Source organism: Roseburia hominis A2-183, assembly GCF_000225345.1.
In the GTDB taxonomy this organism is placed as follows: Bacteria; Bacillota; Clostridia; order Lachnospirales; family Lachnospiraceae; genus Roseburia; species Roseburia hominis.
Genome location: NC_015977.1, coordinates 2,049,710 through 2,073,435 on the forward strand (window position 1 = coordinate 2,049,710; position 23,726 = coordinate 2,073,435).

Here is a 23,726-nt window from a genome sequence, read left to right on the forward strand (position 1 = left end):
TTGTCTAAATTTTAACACACTTTTTCTGTGAAATCAACGCTATTTTGCACTATATTTACGGTTCTGTTTTTGTGCAATCTGCCATCTGGAATCTGGTATGACCAGTTTTCTTGCCAGAAGACAGACTTTTTTATGTAATAGGAAACTTCGTTCCTATTACACAAAAAGGAGAGCAGCGCAACAAGTGCTCTGCCCTCCTTCTTTTTAAACCTGTATGCGGTCTGCGATTTCTTTTCCAAGCGCCACCCGCTCATTCTGCACCCCTATGATCAGACTGTCCCGCAGCTTACGGATGACCTGTATGGTCTCTCCCTCCTCCACGTGATGCTGGCGCAGAAAATCGACTGCCTCCGGCAGCCCGAACATCCACTTGATCGTACATATATCTCCTGCCTGTGCTTTTGACAATGCATACATAAAAACCCCCTCCTTTTGTTCCCATTGTAAGTACCTCAATATCTGTTAGTCAATGAAAACATTTTTTATTATTATTCGCATTTTTTATCATTTAAGCATGAATTTTCTGGCATTTTCATTTTTTCGTGATATGTACGACTAATCGTTTTTTCTCATTTTCGCTCAATCGCGTGCGAGGGACAGTTCTCACAGCAGTTCCCGCAACGGAAGCAATGATTCCGATGAATCCGGTACGGCGCGCCCTCCTCAATGCACCGCTGCGGACATACTGCCGCGCAGGCGTCGCATCCCATGCAGGCTTCCGTGATGTATATCCCTTCTCCTTTACACCGACATCCCCAAGCGTGTAAGTCTCCCGGAAAATCGGATTTAACTTTATATCCATATCTTCTATAATCGGAATATATTATCTCCTTCCAAACTAAAACCCCAAGCTATCTGCATTAAGCAGAAAATATTTCATGCCCATGATTACAAATCCTTCCTCATTTCTCCAAGGCTTTTTTGTTCCATTTACTATAATAATCTTCTTAAATGAATCCGGAATATTACGGAGTGAATTAAGTTCCTGTGTCTGCTTCTCCTCAGAAGTCATATCATAAGCTACCTGAATATAATATCTCTGACTCCCCTGGTTCACTACAAAATCAACCTCTAACTGCTTATGAACCCTCTTTCCCTCACTATTCTTTGCAAATACATCCACAATACCGACATCCACATTGTAACCACGCACAAGCAGCTCATTATAAACAATGTTCTCCATAATATGAGTCGGCTCCTGCTGTCTGAAGTTCAGTCTGGCAATCATCAATGATAAGAACATTTGCACGATCCTCAGAATTCAAAGGAAGAATGGCATCCTTGATGATTCGGGTTGAAAGTATTGTTGTGAAACGGATCCAGTTAATCTGAATCATTTTCATAAAACGATATACAGTATCCTTCGCAAAATCAGGAGTGTTCCGTCGTGTGATCAGGTTCATGTACATGCTTCTGTTAGAAAAAATCAGCAGAAACAGATACTGGAAAATTTCCATTACTGGAACGCCTTTCTTTTTGTAGGCATTGGACGCTTTCAAAGCTGAAGAAACATGAAATCTCGTAAAAATCTTTTGATAGATTTTGAAATCTGCTTATCATTTTGAGTTGCTTAGCGGAATGTTTTGCACAATGAAACTTGGAATATTTTTTGTGCAATCTGCCAGTATAAACTTAAATGCAAATCTTTTGACACCCGAATCCTTTCATAAAAAAAGAGCCTTCCATATCCTATGAGATTAAATCTCAAAATTCAGATATCCGGCTCTTTTTCGTTTTCTTCAAAATTTTTAATTTTTACTTTTCTCTGTCAAATGCCGCGTAAGCGCTTCTTCTTTCAGCAACATTTCCATGATCTGTTCATATTCAAAGATGCACTGTAGTTCTTCCTCATTGAACCTGTTCAGGGCGATCTCATCCATCTGCCTGTGCATACTTTCGTCGTATCGCTGGTGCTCTGTGTAAAACTGCTCTCCCTTTTCAGTCAGAAACGCAATGATCTGCCGTTTGTTTTCTTCATTCTTCCTGCGACAGACGTATCCTTTCTTCTCCAGACGTGATGCGATCTGCGAAACTGCCCCCTGTGTAACATTCATCTCTCTGGCAATCTCAGACATAGTACGTCCTTCACCGGGACCGATCGCGATCACAAAGTGTGCCTCTCTCATGTAGAGTTTATCACCTGCCGTATACTCACGGTCTGAATCCATATACTGTACAAAAGCTCTTGCTGTATTTCCCTGCTGATGTAATAACTTTCCGATTAATTTGATACGCTGTTCCTTCATCTCTATCCCCTCCGCATATAGAATTATTGCAGACAATTCCAAAAATTGCAAGGAAACATTTTACGGCAGTAAGTTAATGTTCATTCAGCAGTAAAGCACTTGCTATTTTGCTGCGTATGATTTTTTATTTTTGCAGCATTGCAACAAACTTCAGTGTAGAGATCACACCGGTAGATAATACTCCTTCATCCACATCAAAGAAACCATTATGATGTGCTGCACCCGAACCGTAGGACGGATTATTAATTCCAAGGTGTGCCAGTACACTCGGACAAATTCTTCGATAGCAGGAGAATGACTCCGATGCATACCATGGCTCACAAGAGGAAACCGTTACGTTCTCCGGAAGTACCTCCGGCAATGCAGTGGAAATAAGATTTGAATAATACTCATCGTTGATCACTGGCGCACATAAAACACAGAAACGATCATCAAATTGTACCTGACAATTATTCATTGCGGCCGTATGCTCTGCTACATTCTTAAAGATTCGGACAGCTTTTTCTCCTTCTTCATCATTGAAGAAACGCAGGGAACCAAGTATATCCGCTGTGTCCGGGATGACATTTGGTGCTTCACCACCCTGGATACTGGTCACACCTAACGTAACCGTTCTTCCGGCAGTAATCTGATTGACCCAGGCCGTCGCTGTATTGGTCAGAATAGAGGCTGCACAAAATACAGGATTTACCGACATATCCGGTCTGGAGCCATGTCCCCCTCTGCCGATAACCTTAATGCCGACTCCCGCAGCACCAGCCATTCGTGGACCGGCACTAACACAAATCTTTCCGGATTCAAGTCCTGCATAAACATGGATTCCCCAGCAAACGTCCACACCATGGGCGCTGAGTTGATTTAACATAGCCAATATTCCTCTGCCATCCTCTTCTCCTTCTTCAAAGCAGAAATAGATCACGCCTGTCAGATTATCACGTTGCTCTGCAAGAACACGCATAGCTCCTAATAACATTGCTGTATGGGCATCATGACCACATGCATGACTCGTATGTGGGTCATCGGACACTACAACACGAGGACCTGCAAGGTTATTTGGCTCCTCCGGTACCAGAAGCGCATCAATATCTGCCCGGAGCGCAATACGTGATCCTGGCTTCCCTGTGTCAAGAATTGCGATCCAACCGGTATCACCGGCTTTTTCATAAGGCAGACCGGCTTTTTTTAATCTCTTCTTCAATAAAAGCACTTGTCTTGAATTCCTTACCGCTTACTTCAGCAAAACGATGAATGGTACGTCGGCTTTCAATCACATAATCCTGCTGTGCTTCTGCCTGCAGGCGGATTATTTCATTCGTCAGCATAAAAACCCTCCTCCTTTTGTTCTACAAAGCTGCATTTATGTGCTTTTCTGAAATTAGTTATTTAATACAGAAGCGATCCGATCCAGAGCCTCTACCAGCGTTTTTCTTGTACAGCCAATATTCAGCCTTAAATGACCTTCGCCGCCTTTGCCAAACCATGGTCCCGGTACACAGATCACTTCTTTTCCCATAATAATCTTCTTAATAATCTCTTCGTCTGTCAGTCCGGCACTGCCAAGATCCAGCCAGCATAAAAATGTACCCTGCGGTGCTGTAAATCCTACATTATGCTTTTGACACCACTCTGAAACAACCTCCACATTTCCCTGAAGGTAAACTAATAATTCTTCCAGCCATGCCTCTCCTTCCGGTGAATATGCCGCCTGTACCATCTCCAAACCAAACGTATTGGATGCGCTGTATGAATAAGCATCAATCTCCTGATCATACTGTTTTTTCAGTTCTGCTGAAGAGCTGAAAATATTCGCAAGGCGAAGTCCTGCTACATTAAAGGTTTTTCCAAGAGATGTGCACAACAGATGCGGTGCATCACTTGCCAGCGCAAACGGTGTGTGAACATATCCTGCATATACAAGATCACTGTGGATTTCATCCGCGATCACAAGGACATTGTTCTTTTTACAGATCTCACCGACACGGGCAAGTTCCTCTTTTGTCCAGACTCTTCCCACCGGATTATGTGGGCTACATAAAATCATAATCTTCGCATCCGGATCTGCTGCCTGTTCTTCAAGCAGTGGGAAATCCATCTCATATAGTCCATCATTACAGATCAGGCCATTGTTCACCATTACTCTTCCTGTTTTCTTGATCAGTTCTGCAAATGGATCGTATACAGGTTGCTGAATAATAACTTTATCTCCCGGATTACTGAATGCACGGATTGCAACATTGATCGCACTGACAACGGTCGGCATCATGGAAACAAGGTCCGTATGGATCTTCATTCCAAATCGCTTATCAAACCACCAGGTTAATGCATCATAATACTCTTGCTTATAAGAGCAATAACCAAAAATCTCTTTATCGGCTCTTTCTTTGATGGCTCTTACGATGCACTCCGGGCATGCAAAATCCATGTCTGCGATCCACATCGGGATCTCATTTTCCGAAACTTCTATCGGAAGATACCCCTTTAATCCTTCCGGGCGCCATTTCACATCACTTGTACTTCTACGATCGACCTCACGGTTAAAATCTACGCTCATCTTCATTTTCCTCTTATCTTTTTACTGCAATTGCCTCAATCTCAACTTTCGCATTTTTTGGTAAAGCTGCTACTTCAAATGCTGCACGTGCTGGAAATGGTTCTGCAAAAAATTCTGCATAAACCTGATTCATTTCCGCAAATTCTGCGATATCAGCAAGAAGTACTGTTGTCTTTGTCACATCTGCCATCGTCATACCATTCTCTGCTAAAATTGCCTGCACATTTTTCAGGGACTGACGTGTCTGGCTTGCAATGTCGTTACCTGCAAACTCTCCTGTTGCAGGATCGATTGGGAGCTGTCCTGATACAAATGCGATGTTTTCAGCTGAAATCCCCTGTGAATATGGACCAATTGCTGCCGGTGCCTGCTCTGTTTTGATTTCTTTGTTTGCCATACTTTTTTCTCCTTAAATGAAATATTTTTTATCTTAATAAAAGCATACTCGTTTTAGAAACTAAAGTCAATATATTTTAGAGTCTAAAGTGTAGAAAAAAAACACTACTTTTTGTGCAATGTGTTTACATATATGAAATTATTTTTTAACTATTCGGATACTTATTGATCATACGCTCGATCAGCTCAACCGATTCCTTGATTCCGTAACTTGCACTGTCAATACACAGATCATAGTTGACCGCATCACCCCATTTTTTACCGGTGTATGCATGATAATAACGTTCATGGCGTTTATCTAACTTCTTTAACAGGTGTTCCGCTTGCTTGTAGTTTAAGCTGTTTATTTCCATCATACGGCGTACACTCTGATCAAACGATGCTGTGATGAAAATACTGATATGTGGGATATGATGATTCGTGAGTACAACGTCCGCACATCTTCCCATAACAATAAAGTCCTCGTGCTTTGCCATATCACAGATCAGATCACTCTGGTTAAAGAAAATGGCATCCTGAACCGGAAGCCCATGATATTTCTTAAAATCTTTGAAAAATCTGCCTGTTCCGGTATCTTTTTCAAATTTCCCCATCATCTCTTCCACATAGTTAATTTGATATTAACAACCTGATGAAAAGAGAATTTTTATGAATCACAATATACAGACATTCAAAACAAGCCAACATCCGGTCTATACTTTCAGCCGGAAAGTTTTCACCGAAGGAATGCGGGACGGATTTCCGATCGCACTCGGTTATTTTGCGGTATCCTTTTCTCTTGGAATCGCCACAAGGAATGCCGGTCTGAATCCTTTACAGGGATTTCTTGCCAGCCTCCTCAATAACGCCTCAGCAGGTGAATATGCTGCTTTTACACTGATCGCAGCAAATGCCACTTATCTTGAAGTTGCGATCATCACGCTAATCTCCAATGCCCGTTATCTTTTGATGAGCTGTGCACTTGCACAACGCTTCTCGGAAGACACCCCTTTTATCCATCGGCTTTTTATCGCCTATGATGTGACCGACAAGCTGTTTGGGATCACAATTGCACGCCCCGGCTATCTGAACCCGTTCTCTTTCAAGTGGAACAAGGACCATTCTTTTGACGGTGATCCTGTCTTCTGCTGCTGCGATCCTATTCCCGGTCACCCCGGAAAAAGATAAAAATGCAACTACCTAAATTGAAACATTACATATATTTCACTCTGTCTTCACTATCGAAAGGAGTTTTTTTATGACACACAACCCTTATTTTTATATTGCTGTCATGGCACTTGTATCTTACACGACCCGTGTGCTTCCTCTGACTCTTATCCGAAAACCGATCAAAAATCAATTTATCCAGTCTTTCTTATATTATGTTCCATATATTACGTTATCCGTCATGACTTTTCCTGCGATCATCGAAGCAACACAAAGTCCTGTTGCAGGTGCTATCGCACTCGTTTTTGGGATGATCGGTGCATGGTTTGGCGCAAGTCTGTTTCAAGTATCTGTCGGCTGCTGTACGGTTGTATTGATCCTGGAATTAATTCTTGTATAGAAATGTTTTTCTGTCCTTTTCCCTGTTTTTCCCCGTTTTTCCTTGTCATTCCTATTTTCTCATGATATATTACATATATATATCATTATTATTCTGATATGCAATCATTCAAGGAGGTACCGCATACATGGTACAATATTACAATACAGGGGATAAGGATAGTACGAATCTCATCGCCTATGCCAGTGATCTTTCCATGTTCGCTATGCTGTTCACAGATATGCAAAATGGAACTCGTGACTACGGTAATGATCGTCCGATCAAATCTGTCGAAGTCGCTATCTTATCTACGATTGAACAAAATCCAGGGATTACCGTAAGTGATTTATCCCAAAAACAACATCGGACAAAAGGAACTATTTCATCCATTGTTTCCAACCTAGAAAAAGGTGGCTACATTTACCGCGAAAAGCGTCCCGGTAATGCAAAAGTAGTGCATCTATACACTACTCCGGACGGTGAACGTCTGAATACCCTTTATATCGCTTTTGTCACAAAAAAAACAACAGAGATACAGTCAGAACTATTAAAGGTCTGCTCTATCAGTGAAATGAATTCTTTTTGTAAAGTCTTACATGAATATGTTAAATTATTGTCAAAAGCTTTTGATGAAGAATCCTAGCAGAGAGATATTTAAAAACACAAGGTTTTTATATCTCTCTTTTTTCTCCCCAAAAACAGGAAGTTTTTTCTGACATTTATTTACCGAATCAGAGTAGGGTGTCAAAACGTTTGCATTTAAGTTTATAAAACAAACGTTTTGACCCTCCATATCCGAATCATGAAAAAAGACAGAGTATCCAATTTTAGGACACTCTGTCTTTTTTTATTCAACGTATCAACGCTTGAATTATTCTTTCAACACACTAATCTTTTTCTTATTAATTAAGCTTCTTTGTTGTTTGCTGCGCGGAATTTTACGATTCTTCTATCGGAAATAAATGCACAAACAAGACCAATTACCATAGCCAAAATACAGCTTAAGAAGATCTTTTTGTATCCACCTACAGGATCAGCTTCCAGCCATTTACCACATAATGATGTGTAGAATGTATCCGGAATGAATCCGATTAAGGATGAGATACCGATAACACTACCAACGATGTTCTTAGGTGTTCCTTCCTCATCTACTGTTGCGTAATACAGAGCACGGAATACATAGATCATCATAAGAGCAACTGTCATTACAACAAGCATTGGCCACATAACTGCTGTAGATGCTGGTAAGATTTCCATAACAATATATAAACCTGCTCCAACAACACCGGCTACGATCATAGGTTTTGTGGAACGTTTTAATTTAGTTGCTAAAATACCAGCTGCAGATGCAGCGATTAACTGTGTAACGATCTTGCTGTAGTTTGAATATAAAACACCGATTTTTACCGGTAATCCACAAATGTTCTGTAAGTATGGTGCAAAATAAGTTGTAGATGCAAGACACATAGATCCACAGAAGATCATACCTGCTAACAGATAAGTAACTGGACACTTGAATGCAACACCCATCGCTTTGATACTGTCAAGTAATGTAGCATTTGTTGCATTTTCTGTATTCTTTGGCTTCGGCATTAAAACTGCTAAAAGAATACCGATCACGATCATAACAACTGAGATAATTGACACATTTAATCTCATTGCCTTTGTGCTGTCAGCTGCATTTACTGCATAAATAGATGTAAAGATAATAGTAAGAACCAGACCTGAAACACCACGTCCTGCTTCCAGGCTTCCGAACATACCACCCTGTTCTCCCTCATCAGCGAGCATGTTGACACATTTTACAGAAGAAGACCAGAATGTAAGTACGGTTGTTACTGCAAATAATATATGGATCAGTAACAGGATTGTGTAGCTTGGGAATGTTGCTTCCCAGAGACCAAGAACACCTGTTGAAACCATGGAAAATACAAGTAACTTCTTGCAGTCAAATTTATCTGCTACCCATCCACCTGGCAGGTATAAAATAACGTTTGCAATACCATATACGTTTAATAATCTACCATAGTCAGCATCTCTTCCAATAAGACCCATAGCCTCCTGTAATGGTGTATAGTATGTATACATCAGGTATGGCAACATATAAATGGTATTCATTGCCAGGATCATAAGAATCAGAGTAACTACTTTACTGCTTTTTGATTTTTGTGTCATAACGTTTCCCCTCCACGTTTTCTCTATCATTATTTTATATGATTCCGTTATATGGCAGCGCCCAGCCGAATAAAAGGAAGAGTGTCACTGCAATTCCTGCTGCGATCAGAAGATATCCAAATACTTTGTCGATCTTGTAATCTTTTATTACCTTTTCAGACTCCGGTAATATCAGAAGTTTTTCCCGATATGCTTTTTCCTCCTCTGTCACCGGATGTAATTTTGATCCGAGTATCGCAAAAAAGAGGCTCAGGTAAATTCCAATAAAGAATGGGTCTAAAAAGTTAATAAATACAGTTGCAAATAATCCTACATGAAATCCAACCAGACATTTTGTAACAATGAATCCAACAAATCCGGCGATCATAGACCATCTCGCTCCGGTAGCGGAAAGCTTTTTACTTACCACACTTCCGATGGCGGAAACGCCCCAGCTTGCTGCGATGATCGTAGATGCAAAATAAGTAACGATGCGGACACTTCCGATTCCTGTATATGCTAACAGTAAGGAAATCGCACCGAGGATCAGCATTATCACTCTGCTGACAAATAACTGCTGCTTTTCACTTTTAAATTCCACAAAAACAATATCCGATGTAATAGAAAATCCAATGACCGACAGGAATGTGGATGCAGAAGATAATCCTGCTGCCATAATGCCGGCAAGCATCAATGTTCCGACGAACTTCGGCATTACATGAAATGCTGCCCAGATCAGAACTCTCTGCGGATCTTCCATTCCAGGGTTAAGATTCAGTACGGTCACAGACTGCAGATTCAAATACATCAGGAAAATCACCGTACATGCCGCTGCGATCGCACCTGCGCGGAATGTAACATGCTCGCTCTTTGCCATCATGTTACGTCCTGCCTGCCAAGGCGATACCGACACTGTAATAAACCAGATAATTCCCATCGTCACTGCATACATCACTGCACCAAAAACATCTGTTGCCCCGGCTCCTGGAATATTGCCATGATAATCCAAAAGGTTCTCCGGAATGTTTGGATTATTCATGAGATTCTCCAGCAGATGACCAATTCCACCCTGTGCCTTGAAAACATAAGGACCGGCAATGATCGTCGCTATTAAAAATACCATGAACATCATCGTATCCGTAAGAATAACTCCTTTCGAACCGGAATAAAAAGTAAAAGCGGTAAAACAAAACCATGCCAGGAAGAGACAGAGCTCATAAGAAAGCCCTGTCAGTTCCTGCATTAAAATTCCAACTCCGGTGATACATGAGAGCAAATACGCTGTGAGGGAAACTGCTGTAATAATTCCGGCAACTCTCCGGTTTTTCAGATCGCAGTAACGCGCTCCGAAATATTCCGGCATTGTTGTACATTCTGACCGCCTTAAATATCGTCCGAACATAAGTGGTCCGGCAATATAACCCATTGCACACATGGAATTTAGCAATACCAGTGTTGTAATGTTGCCGGAATAGCACCATCCCTGGTCTCCCATGAACCCGTTTACCGAAAGCATCGATGCAAACAGGGTTCCGGCGATCAAAATCGTCGGGGCATTTCTTCCACTGACATAATAGTCATTTACGTCCTTTACAGAACGACCTGCCCAGATTCCAACCACTATGTAAACCAGTATGCTGACAACCACTCCTATAAAGAATATATTCATGCAACATCCTCCTTATCTTTTCTAACCTTTTTTTCCTCTTTCCCAAGGACGAAAATCATAAGGATTCCTGAAGCGATCAGACAGCCTCCAACTACGACTGAAAATAGTATTTCTCCCATCGTATCATCCTCCATTTCTGTCTCCAGAAACTATTTCAGCAAATTTCCTGCAATTACCATCTTCTGGATCTCAGAAGTGCCTTCATAGATTTCTGTGATCTTAGCGTCACGCATCATTCTTTCTACTGGATAATCTCTTGTATATCCATATCCACCGAATAACTGTACTGCTCTCCAGGTAACTTCTCTTGCTGTTTCAGAAGCGAATAATTTAGCCATAGCAGCTTTGTCAGAGTATGGTTCGCCGTTATCTTTTGCACAAGCAGCGCTATATACAAGGTATCTAGCAGCTTCTACTCTTGTCTTCATATCAGCAAGTGTGAATTTTGTATTCTGGAATGCTGCGATAGGACGTCCAAACTGTTCTCTTGTCTTAACATATTCTACAGCTGCGTCTAATGCGCCTTCAGCAATACCAAGTGCCTGTGCAGCGATACCGATACGTCCGCCATCAAGAGTTGCCATAGCAATCTTGAATCCTTTGTTAACTTCTCCCAAAAGGTTTTCCTTCGGAACTTTTACGTTTTCGAAAATCAGCTCGCATGTAGAAGATCCACGGATACCCATTTTCTTCTCATGACTTCCAAAGCTGAATCCTTCCCATCCTTTTTCTACGATGAAAGCACTGATTCCTTTGTTTCCAAGTTCTTTGTTTGTCATTGCAAATACAACGTAAACATCAGCAACTTCACCGTTTGTGATGAAGATCTTGCTTCCGTTTAATAAGTAGTGATCGCCTTTGTCTTCTGCAACTGTTCTCTGTCCAGCAGCGTCAGATCCAGCGCCCGGCTCAGTAAGACCGAAAGCACCAAGTTTTTCACCAGATGCAAGATCTGGAAGGTATTTCTGTTTCTGTTCTTCTGTTCCGAATGCTTCGATTGGCCAGCAGCATAAAGATGTATGAGCTGAAATTGTAACACCTGTGCTTGCGCATGCTTTAGAAACTTCTTCTACTGCAAGAACGTAAGACATATTGTCTGCACCTGCTCCGCCGTACTCTTCAGCGACCGGGATTCCGAGAAGTCCTGTTTCTCCAAGCTGTGGAATCAGTTCTTCCGGGAAGCGCTCCTGCTCATCTAACTCTGCAGCGATTGGTTTGACAAACTGCTCTGTAAATTCAACGAACATGTCTTTCATTAACTGCTGGTCTTCATTTAATTTAAATTCCATAGTGTTTTACCTCTCTTCTCTTACTTTTTTAATCAAAAAACCTCTGGCTACTTCTTATAACCCTTTGTATTTTCTGATCTTTTCTGTCAGAATTGGCAGAACTACTTTCAGGTCTCCAACAAGACCGTAATCAGCCACATTGAAAATTGGTGCATCTGGATCTTTGTTGATTGCAATGATCACGTCAGAGCTGCTCATACCGGCAAGATGCTGAATTGCTCCGGAAATTCCGCAGGCAATGTAGATCTTTGGTCCAACTGTTTTACCAGTCTGGCCTACCTGGTGTGCATGTGGGATCCATCCTGCATCAACAGCTGCTCTGGATGCTCCTACTGTAGCACCTAATACTTCTGCAAGCTCTCTTACAGGTGCAAAACCTTCTGGTCCGCCTACTCCACGTCCACCGGAAACGATGATTTCTGCGTTTTCCAGATCAACGAGTTCCCCTGCCATCTCATTGATCACTTCGAGTAACTCTACACGTTTTTCTGCATCTGTGATCTCAACTTTTTCTTTGATCACCGGAATGTCTTTTACTTCACCTGGTTCACTCTTCTTGAATACGCCAGGTCTGACTGTTCCAAGCTGTGGTCTGTGGTCAGGACACATAATTGTTGCCATCAGGTTTCCACCGAATGCAGGTCTTGTCCATGCCATGTTGCCTGTCTCATCATCAATATCTAATGCTGTACAGTCTGCTGTTAAACCAGTTCCAAGTCTGCAGGAAATACGAGGTCCGATGTCTCTTCCGTTATTTGTAGCACCGATCAGCATTACGGATGGTCCGTATTTTTCGATCAGTTCGCAAAGAACTTTTGCATAAGCATCTGTGTTATAGTGCTTTAATTCAGGCTGATCCACAACGATTGCTTCGTCAGCGCCGTGTGCTTTTACAGCTTCGAGTGCTGGTGCAACATTGCTTCCTAAAATTACTGCAACAAGTTTTCCGTTCTGTTTATCTGCAAGTCTTCTACCTGGAACGAGTAACTCAAGTCCTACGCTTTTCGCAGTACCTTCATCCTCTGTTTCGATAAAGACCCAAAGATCCTTTGTCTTTTCTACCGCCATCTCTTTTCACCTCCTTAAAATACTTTATCTTCGCAGAGAATGGCAAATAATTTTTCTGCGCCTTCTTCTGATGTCGGTTCATTGATCTTCACACCTGAAGTTTTTACTTCTGGGGTAAATGTTTTCTTAACCTTTGTTGGAGAACCTTTTAATCCGATTCTCTCATTATCCATACCAGCTTCTAAGTCTGCATAGGCGAGAACATTGATCTCTGCTTTCTTTGCAGCCATCTTGGATTTGATGGTAGGGAATCTAGGATCGAAGGATGGTTTTGTTACGGTGATCAGACATGGGTAAGAAACTGCAACCTTTTCAAATCCGGCTTCTACTTCTTTCTTGATCACAAGTCTGTCTTCCTCAGCTTCTGCTTCGATCGCATATGTTACCTGTGGAAGTCCGATATGCTCAGCGATTTCAGGTCCAACCTGTGCTGTATCACCATCAATTGCCTGTTTTCCACAGAAGATGATGTCGAATTTTCCTTCTAATTCTTCTAATTTCTTAATTGCGCAGGAAAGAATGTAACTTGTTGCAAGTGTATCACTTCCTCCAAATTCTCTTCCGCTGACAAGGTATGCTTTGTCTCCGCCTACAGCAAGACACTCTCTTAAAGCATTCTCTGCCTGTGGTGGTCCCATAGATACTAATGTAATTTTCGTACCTGGTTCTTTATCTTTGATTCTTGCTGCGAGTTCCAATGCGTATGCATCAAATGGATTGACAATACTTGGTACTCCTTCGCGAATCAGTGTTTTCTTTACCGGATCGATACGGATTTCTGTCGTATCCGGTACCTGCTTAATGCAGACAAGAATATTCTTCATTGCAAATATCCTCCATTCCTCTCTCTTTATTTATATTTCTTTAATACCTGACGGCTTGCAATAACTGTCTGAATCTCACCTGTTCCACCGGAAATACGTGTGATTCTTAAGTCTCTATAAATACGGCTTACGCGGCTTCCGCAGTATCCGATTCCGCCCATTACCTGGAGTGCATGGTCAGCGATATCATTTGCAGATTCAGAACAGAACTGTTTTGCAATAGATGCCTCTGCTCTTGTCAGGCAGTTGTTATCTTTGTTCCATGCGTAGTGAAGAAGCATATTTCTCATAGCTTCGATCTTCATGGTCATTTCCATGATATGGTTCTGGATCAGCTGTAAACGTCCGATCTCCTGACCTTTTACGATTCTCTGGTTTGCGTATCTGCATGCATCTTCGTATGCACATAATGCCTGTCCATATGCGTTGAATGCATCGATCAGACGCTCGTAATCAAAACCTTTGGATGTTGCCATTAATCCGTTTCCTTCGAAGCTGAACATATCGCTTTCTTCGATCTCAACATCATCAAACCAGATGTCGTTTACGTTTTCCATGTTTAATCCCATTTTTTCCATTGGCTCTTTCTTGCAGCCTGGAACGTTTGTAGGAACAAACCATAATGTAAGCTGTTCTGGATTCTCGCTGTTTTTAGCAAGTGTCAGACAGTAATCATTGTCCTGTGCTCCGGAAATGAAATGTTTGTGTCCATTGATGTATACTTTTCCGTTACGACGTGTATAAGTTGTAAGGATTGTATTGCTGGATAATTCAGTACCTGCAGTTGGTTCTGAGAATCCCTGTGCGAATGCTCCGTTTCCTTTGAAGAATAAAGGCATGAATTTATCGATCTGCTCTTTTGTTCCATTCTCTAAAAGTGCATCAGCTTTTACATGATCCCAGAAAAGGTAGATTGGTGCGCCACAGCGTCCTAAAGCTTCCATTACGAGGAACATTGTAACTGCGCCTTCGCCGCCACCTGGTTCTCCGTCTTCTCCTTCAGCTTCTTCTGGTAAGAACATACTAAAGCATCCGAGCTCTTTTAAGATTTCCCACCATTTCTCTGGATGTGTGTGGTTTTTGTCACAGTCCTGGAAGTAAGGCTCAAGATTTTCTCTTGTCATAGCCTCTTCGATTGCCTGTACCATTAATTCCTGTTCTTCTGTAATTCTGAAATCCATATTATTTCCTCCATTATTTTTCTTAATTATATTTTACATGGTTTCTTTTTTCATTCCATGCCAAACACTTGTTATTATCTGCCTTTCCAGTCCGGTTTGCGTTTCTCTAAGAACGCTTTTGGTCCTTCTACTGCATCTTCTGTTTTCTCGATGTAATCCCAGCAGCGATTGCAATATCTCTGTGCATCTTCGAAAGAGCACTGTGTTGCTACATGGAAAATCTCTTTGCTGAGTTTTAATGAGATCGGTGCGTTTGCAGCGATGATCTCTGCTAATTCCATTGCTTTGTCCATAACCTGTTCTCTTGGAACAACATAGTTAACAAGACCTACCTCGTAAGCACGCTGTGCATCGATCAGTTTTCCTGTCAGAACCATCTCAGATGCGATCTTCTTAGGAATGATGTTTGGTAAACGGATCAGTCCTCCGCTTGTTGCCAGGAATCCGACTTTTACTTCAGAAAGTCCGAATCTTGCATTCTCAGATGCAACGATAATGTCACATGCAAGTGCGATCTCAAGACCTCCTGCTACTGCAGTTCCGTTTGCTGCACAGATGATCGGTTTTGCGGAAAGACGTTCTGTGATTCCTGCAAATCCATGTGCCATAATTGTCTGACAGGTTCCGTTTTCATCATAAGCTGCTAAATCTTCTCCGGAACAGAAGCTTCTGTCGCCTGTTCCTGTGATAATGATCGCGCCAACTTCCGGATTCTGTTCAGCATCGTTTAAGATCTGTTCCATCATTGCGGATGTTTCCGGGTCGATTGCATTGCGGCGCTCTTCACGGTTGATTGTTACGATCAATACGCCATTTTTCAGTTCAGTAAGTACTTTCTTTGTTTCCCCCATAATTGTCACCTCATTTTTTCTATCATTTACAGCTATCTGCACATCTTCAGATAGCTGTTATGTGCTCTTTCCCACTTCAATGTGGTTGTGTCGCCATGTCCGGGACATAGGGTAATGTCCTCTATGGCAAGATGATTAATTTTTCTCAGGCTCTGCATCATCTGGCGCTCATTTCCACCTTCAAAGTCCGTTCTTCCGATACTTCCCTGGAAAATCGTATCTCCGGTAAAGATTGCATCCTTTGTCAGAAACAGAACGGATCCCGGCGTATGTCCCGGTGTTTCCATCACAGTGATCTCTGTTCCTGCGATCACCAGCTCCTGTCCATCTTCGATCGTCTTCACATTCTTAAATGCCCTGACTGTCGGGAACTGCTGTCCCATATCATACTCCGTAAGACTCTCCGGAATATCCTTTGCATTGCAATACACCGGAATCTCTTTCCATCGTTCCTGCAGCTTCGGTACCGCAAGAATATGATCGTAATGACCATGTGTCAGAAGAATTGCTTCCGGACAGATCTGCTTTTCCTCCAGGATGGAGATCAGCTTTTTCGGATTATCTGCAGGATCAACGAGAAATCCTCTTCCCGGTTCCTGTCCTTCTGCAATATAACAGTTTGTGATAAATGCCCCTACCGGGACTCTGATTATCTGCATCTTTCCTCCTACGCAAAACCTGTATTCTATCTGTGATCCAAGATTAAATCATGCTGCTTCCGACAACACCGTCTGCAAAGAGCTGGTCAATCTTTTCTTCGCTGTATCCAAGTCCTGCAAGAATCTCTCTGCTGTCTTCGCCAAGAAGTGGTGCTCCTCTCCAGATCGGGCATAACTCGTCGTTGAACCGGATCGGATTGTTATAGAATCTCATCTGTCCAATCTTTTCCTGATCAACAAGTGTTGTCGTCTCTGTTGAATTTGCATGTTCTGAAGTATATGCTTCAATAAAAGGAAGTACTTCAGATGCCGGTACCCCGGCTTCTGTCAGGCGTTTTTCTATCTCGCTCCGTTTATAAGTAACGGTTACTTTTTCAAGTTCTTCTACCAGGCTGTCCCTGTTTGCGATTCTTGCCGCGTTATCTGCAAATCTTGGATCGTCTTTTAAGTGTCCGGCATCTAATGCATCACACATCTTTGCCCAGCGTTCCTCGCTGTCTGCAATGATAACTGCCCAGCCGTCTCTTGCTTCGAAAATTCCGTATGGTGCGGTGAAGCGGTCATGATTACCGAATCTTGACTGTGTATAAGTTCCTTTTCCGTAATCGACAACAGTCTCACCACAGGAGATCATTACCGTATCCATCATACCGATATCAACTCTGCATCCCTCTCCTGTCTTACGTGCCTGGATCAGGCCGATCAGCGCTGCGTTTAATGCGTGTGTTCCGGTTAAGGTATCACAATTTGCATTTCCTGCTTTCATTGGTGCACCGTCCGGTTCTCCGTTGCTTCCTGCAAATCCGCCGCGGGCTGCTGCGATTGCATCATAACATGGATATTTTTTCAGAGGTCCTGTCGCTCCGAATCCGCTCAGTGATACGAACACGATCTTTGGATTGATCTTTTTCAGTTCTTCGTATCCAAGTCCCAGTCTGTCAATGGAACCGCTCTTGAAGTTTTCAAGTACGACATCTGCTTCCTTTACCATATCGTAGATGACCTGTTTGCCTTCCTGAGAAGACAGATCCAGCTCAATGCTCTGCTTATTCTTATTATATGCTGTATAAAGAGTACTTAATCCGTTTACGAATGGATCCCATGTTCTTGCCTGGTCGCCGCTGCCGTAGCGCTCTACTTTCCAGACTTCAGCTCCCATATCTGCAAACTGCCATGCCACATATACACCTGCAAGTGCAATCGTAAAATCAAGCACTTTTACATCTTTCAATGGTCCCTTTCTGTTCTCTGTTCCCATAGCCTTTGACTCTCCTTATTCTACACCGTATTCTGTCAGAACTGCCTGCGTATCTGCACCAAGCACATGACCAGGTTCTATGTTATCAAGATCATCCGCACCGGAGAACTTCGCCGGAATTCCGATCTGTGTCTCTCCGCCTACCGTGATCATCATTCCACGGTCTGCAACCTGTTCATCCTTCATCAGCTCTTCTACTGTATTGCAAGGTCCGCCAGGTACCATTGCCCTGCGGCAGATCTGATCTGCTTCATCAATTGAGATCGTTGCAAAATAGTCTTTTAACTGCTGGTCAAGTTCTCCGAAGTAATGCTTCATGGAACGATCCGGGTCGTGTGCATATACGCTTCCCTCTCCCCAGTCATCCCTGCCGGCCTCTCTTGCAAAGTCAAGCCACTGTTTATCGCTTCCGATACTTAAAGCGAACCAGCCGTCCTTACAGTGGAATGTGTCAGTCGGGTTCGTTGTCGGGAATCCGTTGCCGAGACGTCTAGGTAACACATTCAGTCCCTGCATACATTCTGCAAAAGTATCATCAAGCTCCATCATCGTATGCCATGAGCTTACGGAAACTTTACTGCCCTCGCCGCTCTCTTCTGCTTTCAGATATGCAGCCATCATTCCGGCTGTGAGATGCCAGCTTGCATAAATGTAAGCCAGTGGGAAACCAAACTTTGTCGGTCTCTCCGGAAAACCGGTCTTCTCAAGCAGTCCGCATTTTGCCATAACGATCAGGTCATAGTCAGGACAATCTTTCCATGGTCCTTCTTTACCAAATGGTGTTAACACTCCGTAAATAAGCTTCGGATTCACTGCTTTTAAGTTCTCGTACCCCAATCCGAGTCTTTCCATATAATCTTCCTGTTTATTTACCGCTACCATATCACATTTTGCTGCAAGCTTTCTTACGATCTCCTGACCGTCTGCTGTTGTGTAATCAATTGCAATACTCTTCTTGCCGCGCAGATAGTACTGTGCATATGGTCCTTCTTCCTCCGGTGTTCCTCCCCGGCGCCGGATATCATCGCCGCCCTGTGGCTTTTCCACCTTAAGTACTGTTGCCCCGTAATCTGCAAACACGCTTCCGATATACGGGTTTCCCTCAGTGAGATCCAATACCGATACTGCTTCCAAAGGTTTCATGATAACCTCCTCCTGTTTTGTTTGACGTCCGAACAATTCATTTTCGTTTCAAACATTTCGTTTTATTTTTATCATACTTCTATTATTTCGTTATTTTGAATAAATTGCAAGCTTTTTTTTTATTTTTTTTCGATATTTTTTTCAATTATTTACAGTTTTATTGTTGACACCGCGCTTTATTCATAATAAGATAAGCTTACAAATTTAACATTTTGTCCCGTTTTAAATTTGTTTCATTTTTCAAAATTGTTTTTTTACCATACAATTTTTAAACAATTCAAGACAATTTGAGACGACGCATGGTATTGTATCTTCTATTTCTATGATTGAAACAGTTTAAAACACCACAAAAAATAATTTTAGGAGCAGGTGAGCAAATGAAAATTATTACATGTTGTAAAGTAGTACCGGATGAAGAACAGATCAAAGTTCTTCCTAACAGAGAGCTGGCTCTTGATGATGTACCAGCAAAAATCAGTCAGTATGACTTAAACGCCCTTGAAGCAGCAAAGAAGCTTTCTGCAGAGACAAAGGGTTCCGTTACCGCATTAAGCGTTGGTTCTTCCAAAGCTCTTGATGCAACAAAGATCCGTAAAGATATCCTTTCCCGTGGTGCAAATGATTTAAAACTTGTGATCAGCGACGATCACAGCTTCTCTGATTCTTTTGAAACAGCAAAAGCTCTTGCAGCAGCAATCCGTGAGCAGGAAGAAGTTGACCTCGTTCTTTGCGGAACCGGTTCTTCCGATCTCTACAATCAGGTAACAGGTATCCAGCTTGGTACATTACTTGACTGGCCAACCTTAAACAACGTAACTTCCATCCAGCCAAACGGTGATACCGTTCTTGTTGAGCGTACTCTTGAGAACAGCACTGAAGTTTTTGAAGTAGCACTTCCAGCAGTTCTTTCCGTTTCATCTGAGATCAACGTTCCGACTGTTCCAGCTATGCGTGATATCATGCAGGCAGGTAAAAAACCGGTTGCAGTTCTTACTACAGATCTTGCAGATTTAAACGCTTCTGCATCTACTCTTGAGCAGCTTGCTCCAGAACAGCAGGAGAGACGTCAGGAAATTATCGAAGGAGACAACGAAGAAGCAGTAGACGCTTTAGTTGCTTTCCTTAAGAAAGAAGCTTTATAGGCTTAAAGGAGGATTTTAGATATGCAATCTTATGTAATTAGTGAAAATAATGCTTTATTATCCGAACTCTGTGCCGGAGCAAGAAACGTTGCTTCCGATGTTACAGCTGTTGTTTTCGGTGATGGTGCAGCTGCAGCTGAGTGTGGAGCAGACCACATTCTTACATGTCCATTAGAAGAATCCGGTTCTCCGGAAGATTTTGCAAAAGCTATCGCAGAAGAGATTTTAAAATCTGATGCTGCCTGCGTTCTTGTTGGAAATACAATCCTTGGACGTGCTCTTGCAGGAAAACTCAGTGTTTACTTAAACACAGCAGTGTTCGCAACCATCTCTTCTCTTACTTCTGAAGACGGTAAACCATGCTTCGAGCGTACTGTATTCGGTGGAACAGCTGTTAACAAACAGGTGATTGAAACAGCTTACAGTGTATTCACTGTAAACAGCGGAATCTTCGCAGCAGCAGAAGGAACAGGTGCCTGCACAGACATCGCTCCAATCGCCGGTGCTGCATCCGCAAGCTTAAAACGTGTTTCTAAAGATGAGAAACGTGAAACAGCTGTAAACCTTGTTGCTGCAAAACGTATCGTCGATGTCGGCCGTGGACTTGCTGCACAGGAAGATCTTGCTATGTGTGAGAAGCTGGCTTCTGCTATCGATGGTGAAGTTGGATGTTCCCGTCCAATCGCTGAGAACAACAAATGGTTACCAAAATCTTCCTACATGGGAATCACAGGTGTTCAGGTTAAGCCAGATCTTATCATCTGTACTGGTGTATCCGGACAGGTTCAGCATATCGGTGGTATCAACAAATCCAAAGTGATCGTTGCTATCAATAAAGATAAGTCCGCACCTATTTTCAAAAACTGTGACTTTGGACTTGTTGGAGATATGTATAAGATCATCCCACTTTTAACGGAAAAATTATCCTAATGAAAGGCAGAAATCATGACTGATATTGCAGGTAACCGCACTCTTTCCTCTCAATGGAATGAGACTGTACAATTTTATGGTAATCAGAATTTTCTGGAATATATTTCAGTTGATGACCAGCTTACCAGCTACACTTATTCTGAATTTCACTACCGTGTTATTCAGACAGCAAACTGGTTTCATTCGCTAGGAATCCGTAAAGGCGAACTGGTGGCACTTCATCTGCACAATTCACCAGAATATCTGATGTGCTGGCTTGCACTTGCGCAGATCGGCGCTGTATCCGTTCCGCTGAATGAGCACTATCGCCTGCAGGAAAGCAAATTCGTCCTTCAGAAATGTGATATCCATCGCATTATCGTTGAGCCGTCTTCCCTTCCTATTTATCAGTCCAATAAAGAAGATTTACTACTCTCTACCATTATTTTAGCCTGGGGAGAATGTCCGGATCCGGACATTCTCTCTCTTTCAGCAAGTAGTTTTTTTGACGGCAGCCGACTGGACGAATCCTGCGAGATTCTTCCGGAGGATACTGCCGTCATCCTATTTACCTCTGGAACAACGCAGTACCCGAAAGGCGTGATCTATACGCACTGCAATGTCGTATATGGTGGTATTATCCATATGCAGCAGATTGGCATGTGCCCCGGAGACCGTTTTCTTTCGTGTATGCCATGTTACCATATGGATTTTCAGGAAATGGCTGCTATGTCCGTCATTGTTGCCGGCGGTACACTGATCATGGTAGAGCATTACAGCGCACATAAATTCTGGAAACAGATCTGTGATACAAAAGCAAACTTTACAGATACCATGTCCATTATGAACCGGACACTGATGCTGCAGCCTGTACAACCATGGGAGCAGGATCATTGTCTGAAACAGGTCTATTTTTCTATGGGATTAAGCACAGAAGAAAAAGATGAATTCGAACGTCGATTCCACGTTCAGCTTCTGAACTCCTATGGAATGACAGAAACGATTTCTGCCGTTACCTGTTCTCCGATCTCCGGTGATAAAAACTGGCCTTCTGTAGGGCGCGCTGCTTTATCTTATGATATCAAGATCATCGACTGTGACGGAAAGGAAGTTGCCCCGGGTAAAACCGGTGAGATCTGTGTCCACGGTATTCCGGGTCGTTCTCTTACACCAGGATATTACAATGACCCAGGTGCGACAGAATGTCTTCTGGACAAAGATGGATGGCTTCATTCCGGTGACAGAGGATATATAGACGAAGCCGGCTGGCTCTTCTTTATCGATCGTTGGGGAAATATGATCAAACGATCCGGCGAAAATATCAGCAGCCTGGAAGTAGAATGTGTTCTCACTTCCCACCCAAAAATTGCTGATGCTGCCGTAATCGGCATTCCGGATCCAATCCGCAACCAGGCAGTAAAAGCATTTATTCAGTTTGCCGATGGAGAAAGCCTGACGATTGCAGAATTAGAACAGTATTGCAGTGACCGGCTTTCCAAATTTAAGGTTCCTACTTTCTGGCAGTTTGTAGATGACTTTCCGCGAACAGCTACCGGAAAGATTAAGAAAAAAGAGCTAAAATAATGTATTCACAAACGTAAAAACGTAAGGAGGCCTATTAGATGAAGTATGATTTTACAAGTATTTTAAACCGCGACGGCATGGATGCAATTGCAGTAAATCCGCCTATGAATGCCAGCTGGATCTCATTTGCACCGATCAAAGAAGGCTTTGATCTGATCCCGATGTGGGTAGCAGACATGAACTTCCCAACAGTACCAACGATACAGGACGCTATTATCGAGCGCACGAAGCACCCTGCTTTCGGATATTTCCGCCCACGTCCTGAATATTTTGAATCCATTATCAACTGGCATAAGTTAAGAAACGGTGTAACCGGGTTATCTGAGGAACATATCGGATATGAAAACGGTGTTCTCGGCGGCGTGATCAGCGCATTAAGTGTTTTATGCTCGAAGGGTGATTCTGTTTTATTTCATTCTCCTACATACATTGGTTTTACAGCCAGTCTGACAAATAATGGCTACAATATGGTCCTGAGTCCACTTGTACGCGATGAAAATGGGGTTTGGCGTATGGACTATGAAGACATGGAGCGTAAGATCAAAGAAAATCATATCCATGCTGCTGTTTTCTGTACCCCGCATAACCCAACCGGTCGTGTATGGGAGCGTTGGGAAATAGAAAGAGCAATGGAACTCTTCCAAAAATATGATGTATTTGTTATTTCTGATGAAATCTGGTCTGACCTTATCTTAAATGGCCACAAGCATATTCCAACACAGTCTGTGTCTGAAGATGCAAAAAACCGTACCATTGCATTATATGCACCATCTAAGACATTCAACCTTGCCGGTCTGATCGGTTCTTATCATATTATTTATAATTCATGGCTGAAGGATCGCATCGACAAAGAATCTTCCCTCTGCCATTACAACGACATGAATGTCTTATCCATGCACGCATTGATCGGTGCTTATAAGCCGGAAGGTCATGAATGGGTAGACGAATTATGCGAAGTATTAACAGAAAATGTCAATATCGCATATGACTTCTTCAGCAACATTGATGGTATTGATACTGCAAAACCAGAAGGTACTTATATGCTTTTCCTTGACTGTAAAGGCTGGTGTACTGCACACAACCAGACATTAGAAGACCTTTACAAAAAAGGACAGTCTGTCGGTGTCTACTGGCAGGATGGACGACCATTCCATAATGAGTATGGAATCCGTGTAAACCTTGCTCTTCCAAAGAGCCGTGTTGAAGAAGCATTAAATCGACTCAGAAACTATGTTTTCTGTGACTAAAGCTTTTTCCTATATAATATATATTTACCA

The 23,726-nt window shown here is 42.4% G+C and carries 25 protein-coding genes and 3 pseudogenes; 7 read left to right on the forward strand and 21 right to left on the reverse strand.

Translation table 11 applies throughout. From position 1 onward, the window contains the following. Positions 1–204 precede the first annotated feature (204 nt). The 10 genes and pseudogenes from RHOM_RS09205 to RHOM_RS09245 all read right to left on the reverse strand — a co-directional run bounded on the left by RHOM_RS09205 (position 205) and on the right by RHOM_RS09245 (position 5,789). Positions 205–417: a FeoA family protein gene (locus tag RHOM_RS09205; protein WP_014080030.1), complete on the reverse strand. Its 213-nt coding sequence runs from the start codon at positions 415–417 to the stop codon at positions 205–207. Positions 418–569: 152 nt separating this feature from the next. Further along, positions 570–710 carry a hypothetical protein gene (locus RHOM_RS18370; protein WP_143761696.1) on the reverse strand — a complete coding sequence of 47 codons (141 nt, stop codon included), beginning with the start codon at positions 708–710 and terminating at the stop codon, positions 570–572. Between the two features lie 128 nt (positions 711–838). Further along, positions 839–1,237: pseudogene (locus tag RHOM_RS09215) on the reverse strand (ATP-binding protein); the annotation flags it as partial. Further along, positions 1,212–1,549, reverse strand: a pseudogene (locus RHOM_RS18415) (IS4 family transposase); the annotation flags it as partial. The pseudogenes RHOM_RS09215 and RHOM_RS18415, both read right to left, overlap by 26 nt. A gap of 199 nt (positions 1,550–1,748) precedes the next feature. Further along, positions 1,749–2,246 (reverse strand): MarR family winged helix-turn-helix transcriptional regulator, encoded by a 498-nt coding sequence (locus RHOM_RS16535; RefSeq protein ID WP_014080034.1) that lies wholly within the window; start codon positions 2,244–2,246, stop codon positions 1,749–1,751. Positions 2,247–2,370: 124 nt separating this feature from the next. Next, the gene (locus RHOM_RS09230; RefSeq protein ID WP_081467980.1) at positions 2,371–3,453 is read right to left on the reverse strand and encodes an amidohydrolase; all 1,083 of its coding nucleotides are present in this window, start codon (positions 3,451–3,453) and stop codon (positions 2,371–2,373) included. Beyond that, positions 3,407–3,568: a hypothetical protein gene (locus RHOM_RS17580; protein WP_014080036.1), complete on the reverse strand. Its 162-nt coding sequence runs from the start codon at positions 3,566–3,568 to the stop codon at positions 3,407–3,409. The genes RHOM_RS09230 and RHOM_RS17580 overlap by 47 nt, the downstream gene beginning before the upstream one ends. 53 nt (positions 3,569–3,621) lie before the next feature. Further along, a complete protein-coding gene (locus tag RHOM_RS09235) occupies positions 3,622–4,797 on the reverse strand; it encodes a MalY/PatB family protein (protein ID WP_014080037.1) in 1,176 nt (391 codons plus the stop codon). Positions 4,798–4,810: 13 nt separating this feature from the next. Next, positions 4,811–5,194 carry a RidA family protein gene (locus RHOM_RS09240; RefSeq protein ID WP_014080038.1) on the reverse strand — a complete coding sequence of 128 codons (384 nt, stop codon included), beginning with the start codon at positions 5,192–5,194 and terminating at the stop codon, positions 4,811–4,813. A 145-nt stretch (positions 5,195–5,339) separates the two neighbouring features. Beyond that, positions 5,340–5,789, reverse strand: a complete 450-nt coding sequence (locus RHOM_RS09245) for a cytidylate kinase-like family protein (RefSeq protein ID WP_330364746.1) — start codon at positions 5,787–5,789, stop codon at positions 5,340–5,342. 130 nt (positions 5,790–5,919) lie between these two features. Between RHOM_RS09245 and RHOM_RS09250 the strand changes: the two are divergent. From RHOM_RS09250 to RHOM_RS09260, 3 genes and pseudogenes are all read left to right on the forward strand, one after another. Continuing rightward, positions 5,920–6,270 (forward strand): annotated as a pseudogene (locus RHOM_RS09250) (AzlC family ABC transporter permease); the annotation flags it as partial. A 160-nt stretch (positions 6,271–6,430) separates the two neighbouring features. After that, positions 6,431–6,739, forward strand: coding sequence for an AzlD domain-containing protein (locus RHOM_RS09255; protein ID WP_014080041.1), 309 nt, complete (start codon positions 6,431–6,433; stop codon positions 6,737–6,739). Positions 6,740–6,866: 127 nt separating this feature from the next. Further along, a complete protein-coding gene (locus RHOM_RS09260; protein ID WP_014080042.1) occupies positions 6,867–7,361 on the forward strand; it encodes a MarR family winged helix-turn-helix transcriptional regulator in 495 nt (164 codons plus the stop codon). A 263-nt stretch (positions 7,362–7,624) separates the two neighbouring features. On the opposite strand, the gene RHOM_RS09265 is transcribed toward RHOM_RS09260, so the two are convergent. The 11 genes from RHOM_RS09265 to RHOM_RS09310 all read right to left on the reverse strand — a co-directional run bounded on the left by RHOM_RS09265 (position 7,625) and on the right by RHOM_RS09310 (position 18,814). Next, positions 7,625–8,893, reverse strand: a complete 1,269-nt coding sequence (locus tag RHOM_RS09265) for an MFS transporter (protein WP_014080043.1) — start codon at positions 8,891–8,893, stop codon at positions 7,625–7,627. Positions 8,894–8,927: 34 nt separating this feature from the next. Next, positions 8,928–10,541: a sodium:solute symporter family protein gene (locus tag RHOM_RS09270; protein WP_014080044.1), complete on the reverse strand. Its 1,614-nt coding sequence runs from the start codon at positions 10,539–10,541 to the stop codon at positions 8,928–8,930. Continuing rightward, the gene (locus RHOM_RS18120) at positions 10,538–10,660 is read right to left on the reverse strand and encodes a hypothetical protein (protein ID WP_270853800.1); all 123 of its coding nucleotides are present in this window, start codon (positions 10,658–10,660) and stop codon (positions 10,538–10,540) included. The genes RHOM_RS09270 and RHOM_RS18120 overlap by 4 nt, the downstream gene beginning before the upstream one ends. A 30-nt stretch (positions 10,661–10,690) precedes the next feature. Beyond that, positions 10,691–11,830 carry an acyl-CoA dehydrogenase gene (locus tag RHOM_RS09275; RefSeq protein ID WP_014080046.1) on the reverse strand — a complete coding sequence of 380 codons (1,140 nt, stop codon included), beginning with the start codon at positions 11,828–11,830 and terminating at the stop codon, positions 10,691–10,693. A 54-nt stretch (positions 11,831–11,884) separates the two neighbouring features. After that, complete coding sequence (locus tag RHOM_RS09280) at positions 11,885–12,898, reverse strand: electron transfer flavoprotein subunit alpha/FixB family protein (protein WP_014080047.1); 1,014 nt, start codon at positions 12,896–12,898, stop codon at positions 11,885–11,887. Positions 12,899–12,912: 14 nt separating this feature from the next. Next, positions 12,913–13,722, reverse strand: a complete 810-nt coding sequence (locus RHOM_RS09285; protein WP_014080048.1) for an electron transfer flavoprotein subunit beta/FixA family protein — start codon at positions 13,720–13,722, stop codon at positions 12,913–12,915. Between the two features lie 26 nt (positions 13,723–13,748). Next, positions 13,749–14,903 (reverse strand): acyl-CoA dehydrogenase family protein, encoded by a 1,155-nt coding sequence (locus RHOM_RS09290; RefSeq protein WP_014080049.1) that lies wholly within the window; start codon positions 14,901–14,903, stop codon positions 13,749–13,751. Between the two features lie 74 nt (positions 14,904–14,977). After that, on the reverse strand, positions 14,978–15,754 hold the full coding sequence (locus RHOM_RS09295; protein WP_014080050.1) for an enoyl-CoA hydratase/isomerase family protein: 777 nt from the start codon (positions 15,752–15,754) through the stop codon (positions 14,978–14,980). Between the two features lie 32 nt (positions 15,755–15,786). Beyond that, positions 15,787–16,413, reverse strand: coding sequence for an MBL fold metallo-hydrolase (locus RHOM_RS09300; protein ID WP_014080051.1), 627 nt, complete (start codon positions 16,411–16,413; stop codon positions 15,787–15,789). Positions 16,414–16,456: 43 nt separating this feature from the next. Next, positions 16,457–17,671, reverse strand: a complete 1,215-nt coding sequence (locus tag RHOM_RS09305) for a CaiB/BaiF CoA transferase family protein (protein ID WP_014080052.1) — start codon at positions 17,669–17,671, stop codon at positions 16,457–16,459. Between the two features lie 15 nt (positions 17,672–17,686). Next, positions 17,687–18,814, reverse strand: coding sequence for a CaiB/BaiF CoA transferase family protein (locus RHOM_RS09310; RefSeq protein WP_014080053.1), 1,128 nt, complete (start codon positions 18,812–18,814; stop codon positions 17,687–17,689). Between the two features lie 377 nt (positions 18,815–19,191). Between RHOM_RS09310 and fixA the strand changes: the two genes are divergently transcribed. Genes fixA through RHOM_RS09330 form a run of 4 tightly spaced genes read left to right on the forward strand, consistent with a single transcriptional unit; the run spans position 19,192 to position 23,696 of the window. After that, positions 19,192–19,956: a putative electron transfer flavoprotein FixA gene (fixA, locus tag RHOM_RS09315; protein ID WP_014080054.1), complete on the forward strand. Its 765-nt coding sequence runs from the start codon at positions 19,192–19,194 to the stop codon at positions 19,954–19,956. Positions 19,957–19,977: 21 nt separating this feature from the next. Next, a complete protein-coding gene (locus tag RHOM_RS09320; protein WP_014080055.1) occupies positions 19,978–20,886 on the forward strand; it encodes an electron transfer flavoprotein subunit alpha/FixB family protein in 909 nt (302 codons plus the stop codon). 15 nt (positions 20,887–20,901) lie between these two features. Further along, the gene (locus RHOM_RS09325) at positions 20,902–22,449 is read left to right on the forward strand and encodes a crotonobetaine/carnitine-CoA ligase (RefSeq protein ID WP_014080056.1); all 1,548 of its coding nucleotides are present in this window, start codon (positions 20,902–20,904) and stop codon (positions 22,447–22,449) included. Between the two features lie 38 nt (positions 22,450–22,487). Further along, on the forward strand, positions 22,488–23,696 hold the full coding sequence (locus RHOM_RS09330) for a MalY/PatB family protein (protein ID WP_014080057.1): 1,209 nt from the start codon (positions 22,488–22,490) through the stop codon (positions 23,694–23,696). Positions 23,697–23,726: the final 30 nt, after the last annotated feature.

Excerpts from the sequence above, each read along its gene's own strand:
- RHOM_RS09205 (WP_014080030.1), bottom strand. The coding sequence starts at position 417 with ATGTATGCATTGTCAAAAGCACAGGCAGGAGATATATGTACGATCAAG.
- RHOM_RS18370 (WP_143761696.1), bottom strand. The coding sequence starts at position 710 with ATGGGATGCGACGCCTGCGCGGCAGTATGTCCGCAGCGGTGCATTGAG.
- RHOM_RS16535 (WP_014080034.1), bottom strand. The coding sequence starts at position 2,246 with ATGAAGGAACAGCGTATCAAATTAATCGGAAAGTTATTACATCAGCAG.
- RHOM_RS17580 (WP_014080036.1), bottom strand. The coding sequence starts at position 3,568 with ATGCTGACGAATGAAATAATCCGCCTGCAGGCAGAAGCACAGCAGGAT.
- RHOM_RS09235 (WP_014080037.1), bottom strand. The coding sequence starts at position 4,797 with ATGAGCGTAGATTTTAACCGTGAGGTCGATCGTAGAAGTACAAGTGAT.
- RHOM_RS09240 (WP_014080038.1), bottom strand. The coding sequence starts at position 5,194 with ATGGCAAACAAAGAAATCAAAACAGAGCAGGCACCGGCAGCAATTGGT.
- RHOM_RS09245 (WP_330364746.1), bottom strand. The coding sequence starts at position 5,789 with ATGATGGGGAAATTTGAAAAAGATACCGGAACAGGCAGATTTTTCAAA.
- RHOM_RS09255 (WP_014080041.1), top strand. The coding sequence starts at position 6,431 with ATGACACACAACCCTTATTTTTATATTGCTGTCATGGCACTTGTATCT.
- RHOM_RS09260 (WP_014080042.1), top strand. The coding sequence starts at position 6,867 with ATGGTACAATATTACAATACAGGGGATAAGGATAGTACGAATCTCATC.
- RHOM_RS09265 (WP_014080043.1), bottom strand. The coding sequence starts at position 8,893 with ATGACACAAAAATCAAAAAGCAGTAAAGTAGTTACTCTGATTCTTATG.
- RHOM_RS09270 (WP_014080044.1), bottom strand. The coding sequence starts at position 10,541 with ATGAATATATTCTTTATAGGAGTGGTTGTCAGCATACTGGTTTACATA.
- RHOM_RS18120 (WP_270853800.1), bottom strand. The coding sequence starts at position 10,660 with ATGGGAGAAATACTATTTTCAGTCGTAGTTGGAGGCTGTCTGATCGCT.
- RHOM_RS09275 (WP_014080046.1), bottom strand. The coding sequence starts at position 11,830 with ATGGAATTTAAATTAAATGAAGACCAGCAGTTAATGAAAGACATGTTC.
- RHOM_RS09280 (WP_014080047.1), bottom strand. The coding sequence starts at position 12,898 with ATGGCGGTAGAAAAGACAAAGGATCTTTGGGTCTTTATCGAAACAGAG.
- RHOM_RS09285 (WP_014080048.1), bottom strand. The coding sequence starts at position 13,722 with ATGAAGAATATTCTTGTCTGCATTAAGCAGGTACCGGATACGACAGAA.
- RHOM_RS09290 (WP_014080049.1), bottom strand. The coding sequence starts at position 14,903 with ATGGATTTCAGAATTACAGAAGAACAGGAATTAATGGTACAGGCAATC.
- RHOM_RS09295 (WP_014080050.1), bottom strand. The coding sequence starts at position 15,754 with ATGGGGGAAACAAAGAAAGTACTTACTGAACTGAAAAATGGCGTATTG.
- RHOM_RS09300 (WP_014080051.1), bottom strand. The coding sequence starts at position 16,413 with ATGCAGATAATCAGAGTCCCGGTAGGGGCATTTATCACAAACTGTTAT.
- RHOM_RS09305 (WP_014080052.1), bottom strand. The coding sequence starts at position 17,671 with ATGGGAACAGAGAACAGAAAGGGACCATTGAAAGATGTAAAAGTGCTT.
- RHOM_RS09310 (WP_014080053.1), bottom strand. The coding sequence starts at position 18,814 with ATGAAACCTTTGGAAGCAGTATCGGTATTGGATCTCACTGAGGGAAAC.
- fixA (WP_014080054.1), top strand. The coding sequence starts at position 19,192 with ATGAAAATTATTACATGTTGTAAAGTAGTACCGGATGAAGAACAGATC.
- RHOM_RS09320 (WP_014080055.1), top strand. The coding sequence starts at position 19,978 with ATGCAATCTTATGTAATTAGTGAAAATAATGCTTTATTATCCGAACTC.
- RHOM_RS09325 (WP_014080056.1), top strand. The coding sequence starts at position 20,902 with ATGACTGATATTGCAGGTAACCGCACTCTTTCCTCTCAATGGAATGAG.
- RHOM_RS09330 (WP_014080057.1), top strand. The coding sequence starts at position 22,488 with ATGAAGTATGATTTTACAAGTATTTTAAACCGCGACGGCATGGATGCA.